Source organism: Streptomyces sp. CO7 (assembly GCF_053474865.1).
This window is the reverse complement of sequence record NZ_JBRIOU010000006.1, coordinates 323,582-338,980: the sequence shown is the minus strand read 5'-3', so window position 1 is coordinate 338,980 and position 15,399 is coordinate 323,582. Positions and strand designations below refer to the sequence as shown.

Sequence of the window (15,399 nt, the reverse complement as noted above, 5' to 3'; positions counted from 1 at the left end):
GGGCAGGACCGCGTGATCATGCCACGCGGTACCGGGCCGGTCGCACGCAATTCCGGCCGCCCCCGGTCCCGTCGGCCCTCGTCAGCCTCCGTCGACCAGCCGGACCGCGCCCGTCGGGCAGGTGGCCGCGGCCTCCCGCACCGCGGCGGCGTGACCCTCGCCGGGCTCCGGGTCCAGGAGGACCACCCGCCCGTCCTCCTCCTGCTGGTCGAACACCTCGGGGGCCAGCAGCACGCACTGGCCGGCGCCGCAGCACAGCCCTTGGTCCACCGTCACCTTCGGGCCGACAGCCCCCTTCCCCGGCGTCACCAGCGCACCGGAAGGGAGGTCAGAGCGGTCACGATCAGTCCGTCGTCCAGGTGCAACTCCTCGACCGGCACCGCCAGTTCGAGCCCGGGAAGGCGCCGCAGCATCACCTCGAGCACCACCGTCATCTCGGTGCGGGCGAGGGCCTGCCCGAGACAGGAGTGCGGGCCGACACCGAAGGCGATGTGCGGGTTCGGACTGCGGTCGAGGACCATCTCCTCCGCCCGCTCGAAGACCGTCGCGTCCCGGTTGGCCGCCGCCATGCTCAGCAGCACCGTGGTTCCGGCCGGGACCACGGCGTCGCCCACCTTCACGTCCTCGGTGATGAACCGGGGCAGTCCGAGTCCGAGCTGCGCGTCGAACCGCAGTGCCTCCTCGACGGCCGTCCGGATCAGGGAAGGGTCGGTGAGCAGGGCCTCCCAGCGGGAGCGGTCGGCGAGCAGGAAGGCCGTCATCTTGCCGATGCTGTTCGCGGTGGTCTCGTATCCGGCCGCCAGCAGACCCTTCGCGGTCTCCAGCAGATCGGAGCCGGCCATCCGGTATCCGGCCGCGTCGGTCTGCACGAGCAGGTTGCTGATGAGGTCGTCCGCGGGCTCGTGGCGCTTGGCCTCGATGTGTTCGAGCATGTAGGCGTCGAACTCAGCGGTCGAGGCGTCGGCCTCCTCCTTCGAGTAACGGCTGAAGTTCATCATCACGTTGGACCAGTGCGCGAACCGGTCCTTGTCCTCGTCCGGCACCCCCAGCATGGAACAGATCACCCGGATGGGCAGCGGGAACGCCAGGAGGGCGCCGAGGTCGGCGGGTGCGCCCCGGTCGACCATGGCGTCGATCAGTTCCTCCGCCATCTGCTCGATCTCGGGCCGCAGCGCCGTCATCCGCTTCGCGGTGAACCAGCGGCTGACCATGCGGCGCCACTGGGCGTGCGCCTCGCCGGAGGCGGTCGTGCTCAGGGAGGTGCTCCGGCTGAACACGTCCGTGCCGTCCGCGCTCAGGGCGACCGCCCCTTCGGCGGACAGGTCGCGGGTGAAGCGCGTGTCGCCCATGACCGTCCGGACGTCCGTGTAGCGCGTCAGCAGCGTCATCTCTCCGCCGCCGACGGCGATCCGTGCGTGCGGGCACCCTTCTCGCAGCTCCGCCAGTTCGGCCGGCGGCTCCACCGCCGACCGGCGCGGGAACGGGTAACTCAGCGGTGCGGCGGCGTCCTCGACCGACATGACTGGCCTCCTGGAACGGGACGGGTCAGGTGTCGCGTCACCCTAGGAACGCTTCCGCGCGGCGACCAGACGGCCTTCCGCGCCACACGGCCGGTTCCCGGCAGACGGCGGCGCCCCGGCCCGGCCCCGACCCCCGCGGTCCGCCGCACCCGGTGGCGCTGACCGGCACGGACGGTACGAGCGACGCGGCCCGCCCGCCTTCCGCCGGCACCGCCCACAATGGCCTGAATCGCGACCCCTGTCCCGTCCGGACCCGATCCGGCCCAGGCCCCGGTCCGCTCAGCCCTTGTCCGCCCCGCCGGTGAGTCCTTCGGTCAGCAGGCGTTCCGCGGCGAAGAAGAGCAGCACCACCGGGACCGTCAGCACCACCGATCCGGCCATCAGCACCGTCTTCGGCACCTCCACCCCGTCGGCCAGCTGCGCCAGGCCGAGCGAGACGGTCCACCGCTCGGGATCCGCCGCCAGGAACAGCAGGGCGAACAGGAACTCGTTCCAGGCGATCATGAAGACGTACAGGCCGGTGGCCATCAGCGACGGCACGGCCAGCGGCAGCACCACCGTGCGGACCGCCCGCAGCCGGGTGCAGCCGTCCAGCGCGGCGGCCTCCTCCACCGAGACCGGCACCGTGACCAGGTAGTTCTTCAGCATGTACACCGAGACCGGCACCGTCTGCGCCACGTAGACGACGGCCAGCCCCACCAAACTGGAGGACAGCCCCAGCCTCGCGAAGATCACGAAGAGCGGGACCGCCAGCAGGGTCGCCGGGAACAGGTAGACCGCGAGGAACAGGGCACTCACCTGACGCCGCCCGAAGAACCGCAGCCGGCCCACCGCGTACGCGCCCGGGACCGACGCGAGCAGGGTCAGCGCCACCGTCCCGAGCGACACCAGCGCCGAGTTGAGCAGGAACCGCAGGAAGCCCTGCCCACCCGCGCCCGTGGACCGCAGGACGTCGCGATAGGTGGACACCGTGAAGTCCTCCGCCGACACCCACAGCGACCCGGGGTCCAGCAGGAGCGCGTCGATCGGCTTCACCGACAGCAGCAGCATGTAGAGGAAGGGCACCAGGGTGATCAGCGCCAGCACCACGACCACCAGCGGTCGCACCACCGCGAACAGCCGCTCCTCCAGCCGTGCCCGGGAGACCCTCACGACTCCTCCTCCCGCGCCCGGTCGCCGAAGAACCGGAAGTAGCACCCGATCAGCACCATCAGCGAGGCGGCGAGCACCAGCGCCTGTGCGGCGGCCGCCCCCACGTCGTAGCGTGCGGTGAGGAAGTCGTAGACCCGCACGGCCGCCACGTCGGTGCCCGCGCCGCCGCCGGTCAGCAGATAGACGTCGTCGAACTTGTTGAACGTCATGATGAACCGCAGCACGCACAACAGCGCCAGCACCGGCGTCAGTTGCGGCAGCAGGACGTACCGGAACCGCTGGGTCGGCGTCGCCCCGTCCACGGTGGCCGCCTCCTCGAGGTCCGCCGGGACGGCCTGCAGGCGGGCCAGGACGAACAGGAACGCGAAGGGGAAGTACCGCCAGCTCTCGAAGGCGATCACCGTCAGCAGCGCCAGGGGCACCTCGACGTGCGCGCCGAACAGGCCCACCTCGTAGCGGCGGGAGGTGAGGAAGGCGATCGGGTCGTCCCAGCCGAGGAAGCGCCGCCCCCAGTCGTTGACGATGCCGTACTGCGGGGAGAGGGCCACCTCCCACAGGAACGTGGCGGCGACCACCGGGGCGACGTACGGCAGCAGCATCGCCGCCCGCAGGGGCCCGCGCCCGGGGAACGGGCGGCGCAGGGCCAGCGCGGCGACCAGTCCCAGCAGGATCGAGCCCGCCGTCCCGCCCACCGTGTAGACGAGGGTGACCAGCAGGCTCTCCCAGAAGCCGCCGGTGGCGAACACTCCGGAGAAGTTGTCCAGCGTCCAGTGCCCCAGCAGGCCCATGCCCTGGATGTCGACCAGCCGGGCGTCCTGGAAGGCGAGCAGCACGGTCCACAGGATCGGCAGGGCGACGACCACCAGCACCACCAGGAAGGTGGGGGAGACGAAGGCGATGCCGGCCCGGTTGGCCCGGCTGCTCGCGGTCGACGGCCGCCGGGACGCCGGTCCGCGCGTGGACCGGCGGGGCGCGGGCCGAGGGCCGGTCGACCGATGCCGGCCGGCCGGCCGGCGTCCGCGTCCGGGCGTGCGGGGCGCCGGCGGAGGACCGGCCGCCGAGCTCACGGCGACCTCCGGGGAGCGGCGGCACGCTCCAGCGACGCGCGCAGGGAGGCGACCTCCTCGTCGGCCTGGGCGGCCGCGCCGGCGGGGGAGAGCTGCCCCGCGGTCATCGCGCCGATGGCCTTCGACACCGGCAGTTCGCCGCCCGCGGCACCGACCAGGGCGCCCTCGCCCTGGGCGATGCCCCAGCGGCGCATCCGGTGCACCCCGTCCACCAGCCGGTCCAGCAGCTCCGGCCGGTACACCTCGTCGATGGGCCGACGGCGGTCCACCCCCAGCTCGCTGCTCCGCCAGGCCCGCAGATAGCGCTCCGGTTCCCCGGCGGTGCCCCGCCGGACGGGGATCTTGCCCTCCGGCGCCATGCCGAACCAGCCCTCGTACCCGGCGCCCATCATGTACTCGACGAACCGGCGGGAGGCGTCCTCCTCCGCGGTCCGGGTCACCGCCCAGGAGGTCACCTCGCCGAACTGGGCGGGCTCCGTGGCGTCCGGTCCCCGCAGGGAGGTGACGATCCCGCTGTTCCTCGACAGGAAACGGGGATCCTTCGCGCACTCCGGGCAACTGGGCAGGGCGTCGGCCCGCAGTCCGGCCATCTCGTCCAGAATGAACGACGACCAGATCACCATCGAACTGCGCCCCGCGAAGTAGGTGGCGCGGGTGGAGTCCACGGTCTGGGTGCCGGGCGCCCCGTAGTCCCGGGCGAACCGGTCGTACACGGCGAACGCCCGCTCGCAGCGGGACGACGCCAGGGACACCCTCCCCGCCTCGACGAGACGGCAGTCGTTGGCCAGGGCCAGGCTCTCGAAGCTCTGCGAGGTGAAGACGTCGGCGGGATCGGTGGCCGCGGACACCCCGTCCCCGCCGTCACCGGTGAGCCGCCGCGCCGCGTCGAGCATCCGGCCGTAGGTGTCCGGCGGGGACAGACGCCGCCGGTCGAACCGGTCCTTGCGGTAGACCAGCAACTGCAGCCAGGCGTCGGAGGGCACCGCGAGACGGGTGGCGCCGTCCGAGGCCAGCGCGAGCGCGTTCGCGTCGAAGGTGCCGGGCCCCAGCGTCGCGACGACGCTGCCCGCGATCCGGGTGTTCAGCAGTTCGTTGCCGTACATCTGCCAGATCTGTCCCAGCGTGGCCGCCCCGATCACGTCGGGGAGAGTTCCGGAGGCCGCGGCGGACATGACCAGCTGGGGCATCTGCGCCTCCGCGACCCCCACCAGCTCGACCTCGATCCCGGTCTCGCGCCGGAACCGGTCGACCACCTTCTCGGTGGCGGCGATGCGATCCGGCAGACTCTCCTGCGACCAGACGGTGATCCGGTGGTCCGGACGTCCCGGCCCGGCCTCCCCGCCACAGCCGGACAGCGACCCGAGGAGCAGGGCCGCCGCGGCGGCGAGCGCCGCCTTCCAAGGCCGCCGGGCCTCGCGCATCTGTGACCTCATCGCCTTCCCCTGCGCCGGGCCGGTGGCCCGGCATCGCCTGCCGGTCCATCAGGAGTAAGCGCGGGCGCGAGGGGCCCGCAACCGGACGGGCGGTGAACGGGCGGCCTCCCCGGAACGCCGTTCCGTTCGGCCCCGTCCCGCTTGCGTGCGCCGGCGCCCGTGGATCGGATGGTGGACGGACCGCGACACCGACGGCGGGAGGCGGAATGCGAGGCAGCCGGTACGGACACGCCACCGCGCGGGCCGCGGTGCTCGCCCTGGTGCTCGCCGCGCTCGGCGCCTGCGGCGCGGTGGCGGAGCGGCGCGACGCCGCCCGGGCGGAGGCCACGCGCTTTGAACTCGACCGCGACGCGGGGCGACACTCCCTGCTGTGCGCGGCGCTGGCCCCGGGCACCCGAGACGAGCTGGAGCAGACCGCGGGGAGCGGATGCCCCCGGGCGATCCGCCGGGCCATCGAGGAGGACGACCTCCCGGCCGCCGGGGCGGTCCGCGCGGTGGACGTGTGGGGTGACCAGGCCCGGGTGGTGCTGGAGGGCGACACCCTCTTCCTGTCGCAGTTCCCGGGCGGCTGGAAGGTGACCGCCGCCGGCTGCGAGTCGCGGCCCGACCAGCCCTACCGCTGCGGCCTGAAGGGCGGGTGACGTCCCGTGCGGCTGCTGTTCACCACGACCCTGCTGATCATCTTCGGCGGTCTCGCCTACTTCACCACCCTGGGGCTGATGCACCGATGACCGCGTCCCGCGGCGCCCGGCGCTTCCTGCGGGAGAACAGCCTGGGCCTCGCGTTCCTGGGGGCTTCCTGCTCACCCTGCTCGGTCAGCTGATCGCCGGACGCGCCGAGATGAACAACGATTTTGTCTCGGCCCAGCTGCCCCCGGTCGGGTACCTGGCCTACGCCACGTCCTCGGACTTCGCGGTGGACGTCACCGAGAACTGGCAGTCGGAGTACCTGCAGTTCTTCCTCTACATCTTCGGCACGGTGTGGCTGCTGCAGCGGGGCTCGCCGGAGTCCAAGGAGATCGGCCGCGCGGGCACCGAGAGCGACCGCGTGCAGCGCATCGGCGAGCACGCCCGTGAGGACTCGCCGCGGTGGGCGTCCGCCCGGGGCTGGCGCGGGCTGGTGTTCTCCCGCTCGCTGGGGCTGGTGATGGGCGGCATCTTCCTCCTGTGCTGGCTGTCGCAGTCGATCACCGGCACCGCCGCGTACAACGAGGAACGCCTGCGCGAGCTGGAGGGGCCGGTCGGCTGGGGCGGCTACGTCACCTCCGCCGACTTCTGGAGCCGCACCCTGCAGAACTGGCAGTCCGAGCTGCTCGCCGTGGCGTCCATGGCGATCCTCTCCGTCTACCTGCGCCAGCGCGGAAGCCCGGAGTCCAAACCGGTGGGCGCCCCGCACCGCGCCACCGGTGTCGAGGGCTGAGACGCCCACCGGGCGGCGGCTCGCGGACCGTTTCGGTCGAGGTGCCGCAGGCCGGAGGAAACGCTGCCGCGCAGCCCCGGGCCGGCACCCTCTCCGCTCCTGTGACCGTCACAAGCCGTGCGCGGGGCAGGGGTAGGGCTTCAGTCCGTCGTGGGCGGAGGTGTGAACGGGGCCACCAGCCGGGCGAGGACGACTGCCACGAGCGTCAGTGCGCCCAGCACCGCCGCCGTGCCTGGGTATCCGCCGAGCGCGAGCCCGACACCGCCGAGTCCGGTGCCGAGGAAGACCCCGAAGCTCATGCCGGCGGCGTTGATGCTGAGTGCCGTGCCGCGCAGGGAGCCGCAGCGGCGTACGAGCAGCGTGGTGACGCAGGCGGCCACCGTCGCGTGTCCGACGCCGACCAGGGCCGTCAGCGCAAGGGCGAGGAACAGGTGCTCCGTGAAGAAGACACCGGCCAGAGCGAACAGCGCCACCAGCAGCGCCAGGACCATCAGGTGCTCGCTGAGGATCCTCGGCTTCCCGGTGCTCAGCAGTCGCCCGGTGCACAGGTTCCCGAGGAAGAACGACGCGCCGCTGAGCGTCCACACGAGGGCGAACGTCTCGGGTCCCAGGCCGAAGCGTTCGTCGTAGAAGGCCGCGAGGTAGGCGAGGTACCCCATGAAGGCCGCCGTCCGCAGCATCGCGATCAGCAGCAGCGGAACCACGCCGGGCAGCTTTGCCAGCAGCCGGAAGGACTTCAGGTACCCCGGCTTCCCGACCTTCTCCGCCGCGCCACCCACATCGTGGTGACGGCGGCCCCGGAGGAGGAAGTACAGGGCCAGGACGGACGAGACCGCGGCGATGGCCCACAGGTCACCCTGCCAGCCCCAGACCAGGGCCGGCAGGGCGACGAGCGGTGCCGCGAGGAGGGCGGTCAGCGACTGTGTGGCGGTGATCAGAGTCGCCGCGCGGCCCGCGGCGGCCTCGTTGTCGAAGCGGTCCGCGGCGGCCGCCGTCAGCGCCGGGTTCAGTACCGCCGTACCGGCGCCGACGAGCAGGCAGAAGGCCGCAAGCAGCAGGAAGTCGCCGCTCGCGCCGAGTGCGGCGGAGGCGGCCAGTAGGGCGAGTCCCCCTGCGGCCGCCCATTCCTTGCGTACGCGGTCGATCAGGGGCGCCAGCGCGGTGCCCACGGCCAGTGCCGCGAGGCCGCCGAGTCCGCGGAGCTGGCCGAGGGCGGCGACGCCGCCGTCCGCCGCGTGGGCGATGGGCACGAGGAAGGTGCTGTAGATGGTGAAGGGCACCAGCCCGACCGCTGAGGCGATCATGAACGGCCACAGGAGGCGAGTCATCCCCCAGTCGCCCGGTACGGTTCCGTCACCCTTCACCACCTGCCCACCGGCCGGGCCGACGGTCTCGGCGGAAGCCTCGGGGGCGGCTCCCGCGCTCCGGGTCTCCTCGCTCATGCCTGCTCCGCCCGGTACCGGTACAGCGCGGTGGCGTCGGCGCTGAACTGGGAGAAGGGGAAGGGCTCGGCGGACAGCGCGGTCACGCCGGTGCCCAGGAAGGCACGCGCGACGGCGCTGCCCGTCTGGGCGTACACCACCAGGGGAAGCTCCTGCTCGCGGCAGTGTTCGAGGATCTGGTCGAAGCTGCCGTTGCTGAGCGTCATACCCGTGGCGACCACCGCGTCGGCGTCGCGGAGGACCTGCGTCATGTCGTCGGTGACCGGGTCGCCCCAGTTGGTGGTGCGCAGGTTGAAGTCGCAGGGCAGCGGGACGCCGCCCTGCTCGCGAATCGCGGCGACGAGCGGGTTGACGACGCCGATCAGAGCGACCTTCGCGCCTGGCGCGATGTCGAGGAGCCCGGCGACGGCCGCGTCCCTGGCCTCTGCGCGCTTTTCCGGTGTACCGGTGGGAAGCATGACGGTCTCGGCGTTCGTGTCGCTGCGGTGTGGCCGCACGCGCCCGAGATAGGCGTCGAGCGCGGCGATGCGCACCGGGGCCGACTCGTGCTGGATCAGGGCGTCGAGGGTGTGACCGGAGGCTTCGGCACAGAAATCGGGGGCGACTTCGCCGGCTTCGAAGGAGCAGGCGCCGAAGGCGTCGCCGGACCTCATCAACAGGTAGCTGTTGCGATAGGTGACCTGACTGCCGGCGAGCCGGGTGGCGTGGTGGAGCCAGAAGGCGCTGGTGACCGTCCATTCCCGCGGGGGCGGCCCGTAGGCGCCGTCGAGGACGGCCTGCTGCAGTTCGGTTACGGAGTACGGCTGGGAGAGAGACATGTCGGCTCTTTCTTAGGGAGGTGGGGGAGGAAGGTCGGGGAAGGTCCGCCGGCCGATCCGCCCGGGGAACGTCAGCACCGAGCCGGCCGGTGCCTCGATGGGCACCGCGCCGCTCACGTCGGTGCGCGCGGCATCCACCAGGAAGCCGGTGGGTTCGGCGCAGTCGCGGGGGCGCCCGCGCGGTCGCGGGGCGGACGGAGGCGGCGAACGGGCCCGGCCCGCGGCGTTAGGCCCTTTCGGGCACCGGTACAGGAGCGCCACGCACCGGCGAGCTGCCGGCCGGTGGCCAGTCCATGGCGGACCACGGGTGTCTGAGTTCGTCATGGGCCGTGACCTCGTGGGGCCGCATCGACCCGAGCCCCACGGCGTCGGCGTGGTGGGCGTAGGCGTTGTCGACGTACCGGTGCCCGGTGTCGGCGGCGAGGAAGACGTAGGTCCGGTCGGCGTCGCGCTCACGCTCCCAGAGCGTGGCGAGGTACGCGGCGCCCGCGGAGAGGCCGGCGAAGATGCCGCTGGTCCGCAGGAGTTCGACGGCGCCCGACATGGCGTAGTCGAAGTTCACCCAGTGGATCCGGTCGTACAGGTCGTGCCGGACGTTCTGGAACGGGATGGAGCTGCCGATGCCGGCGATGATCATGTCCGGGTCGGAGACGTGCTCGGCGCCGAAGGTGACGCTGCCGAACGGCTGCACCCCGACGAGCGTCACGTCCCGGTCCGCCTCACGCAGGTAGGTGGCGATGGCGCCGGTGGACGCCCCGGTTCCCACGCCCCCGACGAGCGACAGCGGGCCTTCCGGGACCTCCTTGCGGATGAGGTCGGCGACATCGCGGTAGCCGAGGTAGTGGACGGAGTCGTGGTACTGCCGCATCCAGTGGTAGTGCGGGTTCTCGCGCAGCAGTTCACCGATCCGCTCGACGCGCAGGTTCTGGTCCAGGCGCAGGTTCTTGGACGGGCGGACCTGTTCCAGGGTGGCGCCGAGGATCTCCAGCTGGACGCGGAGGGTGCGGTCCACGGTCGTCGATCCGACGATGTGGCAGTTCAGGCCGTGGCGGTGGCATGCCAGCGCGAGCGCGTGGGCGTAGATGCCGCTGGAGCTGTCGACGAGGGTGTCGCCATGCTTGACCTGGCCGGTCTCCAGCAGGTGGCGCACCGCGCCCAGCGCCGAGTACAGCTTCATGGTCTCGAAGCGCAGACAGATCGCCCCCGGCGGGACGGCCACGACGTCCGGTTCCTTGATGGCCTCGGCCATGTGCTCGTGCATGTGGTCGTCCTTCCGGTCAGACGGCGTCGTGACGTATGAGCTTGAACAGATACGCCTGGCAGTTGTCGCCCTCCCAGGTCTGGCGGTGCAGCACGACGGGGCGCAATCCGGCGTCGATACCGTGGCCGACGATGCGCTTCAGCTCGGCAGTGTTGGAGACGATCAGATGGATCTCGCCGTCGGGCGCGAGCAGGTCCCGGGTGACGATCTGGTCGAGGAATCGCAGGACGATCTCGGCGCCCACGCAGACGTTGCGCACCACGGTCGGGTCCTCGCTCGTCCGCGCGCTGACGGCGGGCGGGTTGAAAGTGACGACATCGAGCCGGGCGGAGTCCGGGAACTCCTCGAAGAGGTTGGACACCAACGGCCGGAAGACGGTGCCCGAGCGGTCTTCGACGATGCGCTCGTAGTGGGCGGCGGCCGTGGCCACGCTGTCCGGGTGGATGTCGGCCGCGTAGATCTCGCGCGCCCCGAGGGTGCCGGCGATCACGGCCTCGACGCCGAGACCGACGCCCATCGCCGCGTAAGAGCGGCCCTTGACGGAGATCGTGCCGTCCAGGAGACGGTCATGAACGATGCGGCTGGTGTCGCCCGGCTTGAAGACCCCGGGCGGCAGGGTGAAGGTCCAGCCGTTGTAGTCGTACGTCCGCTCGGTGTGAATGTGGGCCTCTGAACCGCTGTTGAGAGCCAGGATCTCGTCCCGGGGGAGGGTGTCGGGCAGCGAGTCCAGCAACGCGTGGGCATCGTCCTGGGCCGCAGCGATGCGGCCGGCGGTCCGGTCGGGCATGGATCCTCCGTGAGTCGGATGGAGAGGGAGAGTCGGGGGTTCACGTACCGGGGCGGCAGTCCGTTGCGCCGCGGCTTTGCCATGTCGCCCGTCCAAGGGCCGGCGCTGTCACGTGGGGGATCCCCGCAGCGCGCCGCTGGACGGAGCGGGGGATGCCGGGCCCGAGCAGCATGAAGCATGATGAAAATGATTGTCAACATCGCGTGACGGGCTCCGCTTTGCGGCGTTCTGCGCGGTGGAGGCGACGGACTAGTAACGATAATCGTTTTCAGATACGCTCCTCCCGCTGCCGACGCCTGCGCCGCGTCGTGCTCGACGCCGTCGGACTGCTCCCCGAGCGCGACGACGACTCCGGAAGCCAACCGCCCCGTCACCACGTTCCGTTCACTCTGGAAGGCCAAGTTCTATGGCACCGCCGGCGATCACCGAGCCATCGGCGAACAGCGCTCTCGACACACCGGCCGGCGAGGCGCCCCCCGAACCCCCGAGGGGCGTGAGGGACCGGCTCGCCTCCCGGAAAGGGCTGGTGCTCGCCTGCGCCGCCCTGTTCGTCGGTCTCCTCGTCTCGATCGTGGTGGCCATCGGTCTGGGGGCCGCCGTGATCGCGCCGGGGGAGACCGCCCGGTACTTGTGGGCGGCGGTCAGCGGCGGCCGCATCGCTGCGGACGAGGTGACCACGTATCAGATCATCTGGGAGATCCGTACGCCGCGGGTGCTCCTCGGGGCGCTCGTGGGGGCCGGGTTGAGCGCGATCGGCGTGGCCGTGCAGGCCATGGTGCGCAACGCCCTCGCGGACCCCTTCGTGCTGGGAGTCTCCTCGGGCGCCTCCGTGGGAGCCGTCGGTGTCACCGTCACCGGAGGGCTGGCGGCGCTGGGCATCCACGCGGTGTCGGCCGGCGCCTTCGTCGGGGCCCTGATCGCATCGCTCCTGGTCTATGCCGCCTCTGCCACCAGGGGGGCGCTCTCACCGCTGCGTCTCGTTCTGACAGGCGTCGCCATGTCGCTGGGACTTCAAGCGGTGATGAGCCTGATGATCTACTTCGCGCCGGACAGCGAGGCGACCAGCATGGTCCTGTACTGGACCATGGGCAGCTTCGGGGCAGCGAGCTGGGGTGCGCTCCCCGTCGTGTCCGTGATCGTCCTCCTCGGCCTCGTCGTGCTGTACCGGTACGGCCGGGCACTGGACGTGCTGGCCCTCGGGGACGAGACCTCCGCGAGCCTCGGCGTCAGCCCCGACCGGCACCGCAAGGCCCTGCTCGTCCTCGTCTCGCTCGTGACGGGGGTGATGGTCGCCGTCAGTGGTGCCATCGCCTTCGTCGGACTGGTCATGCCACACGTGGTGCGCATGGTCGTCGGTGCCACCCACGCCCGCGTGCTGGCCGTGGCGCCACTGGCCGGAGCGATCTTCATGGTGTGGGTCGACCTGGTGTCCCGGACGCTGGTGGCACCGCGCGAGCTACCCCTGGGCGTCATCACCGCCCTCGTCGGTGTACCGGTGTTCGTCACCCTGATGCGCCGCAAGGGCCACATGTTCGGAGGCCGCTGAGATGGAACTCAGGCTTGACGGGCTGTCCGTGGTCACCGACGGCAGGAGCCTGGTACGTGACCTGTCCCTGAACGTGGAAGCCGGCCAGGTCGTGGGCCTGGTCGGCCCGAACGGAAGTGGGAAGTCCACCGCCCTGAAGTGCGTGTACCGCGCGCTGCGCCCCAGTTCCGGCACCGTCCTGGTGGGTGAGCGGCAGCTGACCCACCTGACAGTGCGCCGCTCCGCACAGGTCGTCGCGGCCATGACCCAGGACAGCGCCGTCGACCTCGACTTCACCGTCGAAGAAGTCGTCGCCCTCGGACGGACACCGCACCTCCAGGGCAACCGGGTCCTCAGCCGCCGGGAACGGGAGCTGTGCGAACGTGCGATGGACCGGCTCGGCATCCGCCACCTCGCCCGGCGCGGAGTCCTGACGCTCTCGGGTGGGGAGCGCCAGCGCGTCCTGTTGGCCCGTGCGCTCGTCCAGGAGCCGAAGATCCTGGTGCTGGACGAGCCGACCAACCACCTCGACGTACGCCACCAGGTCGAACTGCTCTCGCTCCTGCGCGGCTCGGGACTCACCGTCCTGATCGTTCTGCACGACCTCAACCTCGCGGCGGCCGCCTGCGACCGTCTCGGGATCCTCCGCGACGGCCGCCTCGTCACCGCCGGCGCACCCGAGGACGTGCTCACTCCCGAGCTCGTCCACGAGGTGTTCGGCGTCAGGGCCAGTGTCGTGTCCCACCCGCTGACGGGCCATCCGCAGTTGTTGTACTCGCTCAACCCCTCCCCGTGAAAGGCACCACAAGCATGTCCATGACTCGTTCCCTCCGTTCGGTGCGGCAGCGCACCGTCCTCGGCTCCGCGCTCGCGGGCACGCTGCTGCTGAGCGGCTGCGGTGCCGAAGTGAAGACGGACGCCAAGGCACCCGAGAAGGTCACCGTGAAGAGGTGCGGTGAGCCGGTCGAATACACGGTTCCCCGGCGTGCCGTGGCCTACGAGGGCGGTAGCGCCGACAAGCTGTTCAGTCTCGGCCTGGTCGACCACGTGTACGGCTACGTGATGCCGCCGGCGAACCCTCCGGTGGAGGAGTCGCCGTGGGCGAGCGACTACGCCAAGGTGAAGATGCTCAGCGACGACCTCCTCAACAAGGAAGTCGTGGTCGAGGCCAAATCCGACTTCGTCGTCGCCGGTTGGAACTCGGGCTTCAAGGACGAGCGGGGCATCACCCCGGAGATCCTGGACAAGCTCGGCATCCAGAGCTTCATGCACAGCGAGAGCTGCTTCAACTACCCCGAGTACCCGGAGAAGCGCGCGCCGTTCGAGGCCCTCTTCACCGACCTCTATCGACTGGGCAGGATCTTCCAGGTCGAGGAGAAGGCGGAAGAGGTCGTCGGCGGGCTGAAGAAGCGGGTGGAGGCTGTCAAGGCGAAGGCGCGCGAGGGCGATCCGGTGCCGGTCTTCCTCTACGACTCGGGCACCGACCAGCCCTTCACCGCGGGCAACCAGGTCCCGCCCAACGACATCATCAAGACCGCCGGCGGCAGGAACGTCTTCGACGGCCTCGATCAGCGGTGGACCCAGGTGAACTGGGAGGCTGTCGCCGAGGCGGAGCCGGAGGTCGTCATGATCCTCGACTACGGGGACCTGCCCGCCCAGAAGAAGATCGACTTCCTGAAGAAGTCCCCCCACACGAAGGGACTGCCCGCCGTCAGGAAGGACAACTTCTTCATCCTCGACTACAACGAGGGCATCAGCGGGCCGCGCAACATCGACGGTGCGGAGAAGTTCGCGAAGTACCTGAACGCGCTCAAGCGCTGACCGGGTCGCGGTGCGCCGGGCCGCGGCCGATCCACGCGGCCCCGGCGCTCCGAGCGGCGAGCGCCGGACCGAACCTTGGCTTGGCGTCGCTCTCCGGGGGGCTGGTGTTCTCCCGCTCGCCGGGGCCGGCGGTGGGCGGCGTCCGGCGGCTCCCGGGCCGGGGCGTACGGCGACGGGGAGTGAAGGGGGAGAAGGGTCAGTCCGTCAGGGTGCGGGAGAGCACCTCACGCTGCAGCGGGCGCACCAGCGCGTACAGCTCGCGGCCGCGGGCGGTGGGAGCCACCCACACCCCGCGCCGGTCCTCACGGCACACCGTGCGCTCCAGCAGCTCCTCGCGCTCCAGACGGCCCAGCAGCCGGGAGAGCGCGCTCTGGCTGAGGTGGACCCGCTCGGCGATGTCCTGCACACGGCAGGGAACGCCCGGGCCGTCCGGCGTCCCCGACACCAGGACCTCCAGCACCTCGAAGTCGCTGGCGCACAGTCCGTGCGGATGCAATGCCCGGTCGATCTCGCAGACCGTACGGGAATGGAGCGCGAGAATGCCGCGCCACCGTTGCTCCAGCCGCGCACCGGCCGTGTCCGCTGCCATGGGGCCCATCGTAGGTCGGCGTCGTCCGGCGGGGGAGACCCCGGAAGCGCCCGATCGGACGGGGCGTCAGCCGGGACGATGGGCGGACGCCCGGCGGGCCTCGCGCAGGGCTCGCCGCGTCCCGGCCGAACGTCTCAGACGACGGCCGGCCCCTCGCCGGGCCGGTCCTGGACCAGACCCACCGGGTTGCCGTCCCGGTCCCGCACGGTGGCGACCAGCTTGCCGCCGCCGACGTCGCGGACGTCCCCGACCACCTCCGCCCCCGCGGCCAGCACCGCGGCCAGCGTGGCCCGCAGGTCCTCGACGTGCCAGTAGGGGACGGGACCGGTCAGCCCGGCGTCGTGGCCGTGCGGGTCCAGCCCGATCTCCACCCCGGCCCCCTGGCCGTCCGCCGTGCGGAACCCGGTCCAGTTGGTCCCCTCGACGTGCGGCTCGACGCCGAGCAGCGCACGGAACAGGGCCTTGGCCCCGTCCGGGTCGCCGACGGGGTAGACGATGGTCCTCAGGCGGGCCTCCATGCCCCCATGCTCCCCGGCCGCGCGGCGGCGCGCATCCGGCGTACGCC

General features: G+C 71.6%; 15 protein-coding genes and 1 pseudogene. 5 read left to right on the top strand and 11 right to left on the bottom strand.

What is annotated here, in order from left to right:
* Positions 1 to 81 precede the first annotated feature (81 nt).
* The 5 genes from ACOV8S_RS23070 to ACOV8S_RS23050 all read right to left on the bottom strand — a co-directional run bounded on the left by ACOV8S_RS23070 (position 82) and on the right by ACOV8S_RS23050 (position 5,160).
* The gene (locus ACOV8S_RS23070; protein WP_448319944.1) at positions 82 to 270 is read right to left on the bottom strand and encodes a ferredoxin; all 189 of its coding nucleotides are present in this window, start codon (positions 268 to 270) and stop codon (positions 82 to 84) included.
* 35 nt (positions 271 to 305) lie between these two features.
* On the bottom strand, positions 306 to 1,520 hold the full coding sequence (locus tag ACOV8S_RS23065) for a cytochrome P450 (protein WP_448319943.1): 1,215 nt from the start codon (positions 1,518 to 1,520) through the stop codon (positions 306 to 308).
* A 279-nt stretch (positions 1,521 to 1,799) separates the two neighbouring features.
* Positions 1,800 to 2,672, bottom strand: coding sequence for a carbohydrate ABC transporter permease (locus tag ACOV8S_RS23060; RefSeq protein ID WP_448319942.1), 873 nt, complete (start codon positions 2,670 to 2,672; stop codon positions 1,800 to 1,802).
* Positions 2,669 to 3,544, bottom strand: coding sequence for a carbohydrate ABC transporter permease (locus ACOV8S_RS23055; RefSeq protein WP_448319941.1), 876 nt, complete (start codon positions 3,542 to 3,544; stop codon positions 2,669 to 2,671). The genes ACOV8S_RS23060 and ACOV8S_RS23055 overlap by 4 nt, the downstream gene beginning before the upstream one ends.
* 191 nt (positions 3,545 to 3,735) lie before the next feature.
* A complete protein-coding gene (locus ACOV8S_RS23050) occupies positions 3,736 to 5,160 on the bottom strand; it encodes an ABC transporter substrate-binding protein (RefSeq protein WP_448320131.1) in 1,425 nt (474 codons plus the stop codon).
* Positions 5,161 to 5,378: 218 nt separating this feature from the next.
* Here ACOV8S_RS23050 and ACOV8S_RS23045 point away from each other — a divergent pair, with 218 nt between their 5' ends.
* Positions 5,379 to 5,813, top strand: a complete 435-nt coding sequence (locus tag ACOV8S_RS23045) for a hypothetical protein (RefSeq protein ID WP_448319940.1) — start codon at positions 5,379 to 5,381, stop codon at positions 5,811 to 5,813.
* Between the two features lie 86 nt (positions 5,814 to 5,899).
* Positions 5,900 to 6,591: pseudogene (locus ACOV8S_RS23040) on the top strand (DUF6766 family protein).
* A gap of 140 nt (positions 6,592 to 6,731) precedes the next feature.
* Here the strand turns inward: ACOV8S_RS23040 and ACOV8S_RS23035 are convergent.
* The 4 genes from ACOV8S_RS23035 to ACOV8S_RS23020 all read right to left on the bottom strand — a co-directional run bounded on the left by ACOV8S_RS23035 (position 6,732) and on the right by ACOV8S_RS23020 (position 10,899).
* Entirely contained in the window at positions 6,732 to 8,033 is a 1,302-nt protein-coding gene (locus ACOV8S_RS23035) for an MFS transporter (protein WP_448319938.1), read from the bottom strand.
* Positions 8,030 to 8,851, bottom strand: a complete 822-nt coding sequence (locus tag ACOV8S_RS23030; protein WP_448319937.1) for a Rossmann-like domain-containing protein — start codon at positions 8,849 to 8,851, stop codon at positions 8,030 to 8,032. Before ACOV8S_RS23030 ends, ACOV8S_RS23035 begins: the two co-directional genes overlap by 4 nt.
* Positions 8,852 to 9,077: 226 nt before the next feature.
* Positions 9,078 to 10,112 (bottom strand): pyridoxal-phosphate dependent enzyme, encoded by a 1,035-nt coding sequence (locus ACOV8S_RS23025; RefSeq protein ID WP_448319935.1) that lies wholly within the window; start codon positions 10,110 to 10,112, stop codon positions 9,078 to 9,080.
* Between the two features lie 16 nt (positions 10,113 to 10,128).
* Entirely contained in the window at positions 10,129 to 10,899 is a 771-nt protein-coding gene (locus ACOV8S_RS23020) for a methyltransferase (RefSeq protein ID WP_448319933.1), read from the bottom strand.
* Between the two features lie 526 nt (positions 10,900 to 11,425).
* On the opposite strand from ACOV8S_RS23020, the gene ACOV8S_RS23015 reads away from it, so the two are divergent.
* The 3 genes from ACOV8S_RS23015 to ACOV8S_RS23005 are packed head-to-tail and all read left to right on the top strand — an operon-like array spanning position 11,426 to position 14,245.
* The gene (locus tag ACOV8S_RS23015; protein ID WP_448320129.1) at positions 11,426 to 12,445 is read left to right on the top strand and encodes a FecCD family ABC transporter permease; all 1,020 of its coding nucleotides are present in this window, start codon (positions 11,426 to 11,428) and stop codon (positions 12,443 to 12,445) included.
* A gap of 1 nt (position 12,446) precedes the next feature.
* Positions 12,447 to 13,220, top strand: a complete 774-nt coding sequence (locus ACOV8S_RS23010; protein ID WP_448319932.1) for an ABC transporter ATP-binding protein — start codon at positions 12,447 to 12,449, stop codon at positions 13,218 to 13,220.
* Between the two features lie 14 nt (positions 13,221 to 13,234).
* A complete protein-coding gene (locus ACOV8S_RS23005) occupies positions 13,235 to 14,245 on the top strand; it encodes an ABC transporter substrate-binding protein (RefSeq protein WP_448319930.1) in 1,011 nt (336 codons plus the stop codon).
* 196 nt (positions 14,246 to 14,441) lie between these two features.
* On the opposite strand, the gene ACOV8S_RS23000 is transcribed toward ACOV8S_RS23005, so the two are convergent.
* Both ACOV8S_RS23000 and ACOV8S_RS22995 read right to left on the bottom strand, forming a co-directional pair.
* Positions 14,442 to 14,834, bottom strand: coding sequence for a MarR family transcriptional regulator (locus ACOV8S_RS23000; protein WP_448319928.1), 393 nt, complete (start codon positions 14,832 to 14,834; stop codon positions 14,442 to 14,444).
* Between the two features lie 134 nt (positions 14,835 to 14,968).
* Positions 14,969 to 15,352: a VOC family protein gene (locus ACOV8S_RS22995; RefSeq protein WP_448319927.1), complete on the bottom strand. Its 384-nt coding sequence runs from the start codon at positions 15,350 to 15,352 to the stop codon at positions 14,969 to 14,971.
* Between the last annotated feature and the right edge of the window lie 47 nt (positions 15,353 to 15,399).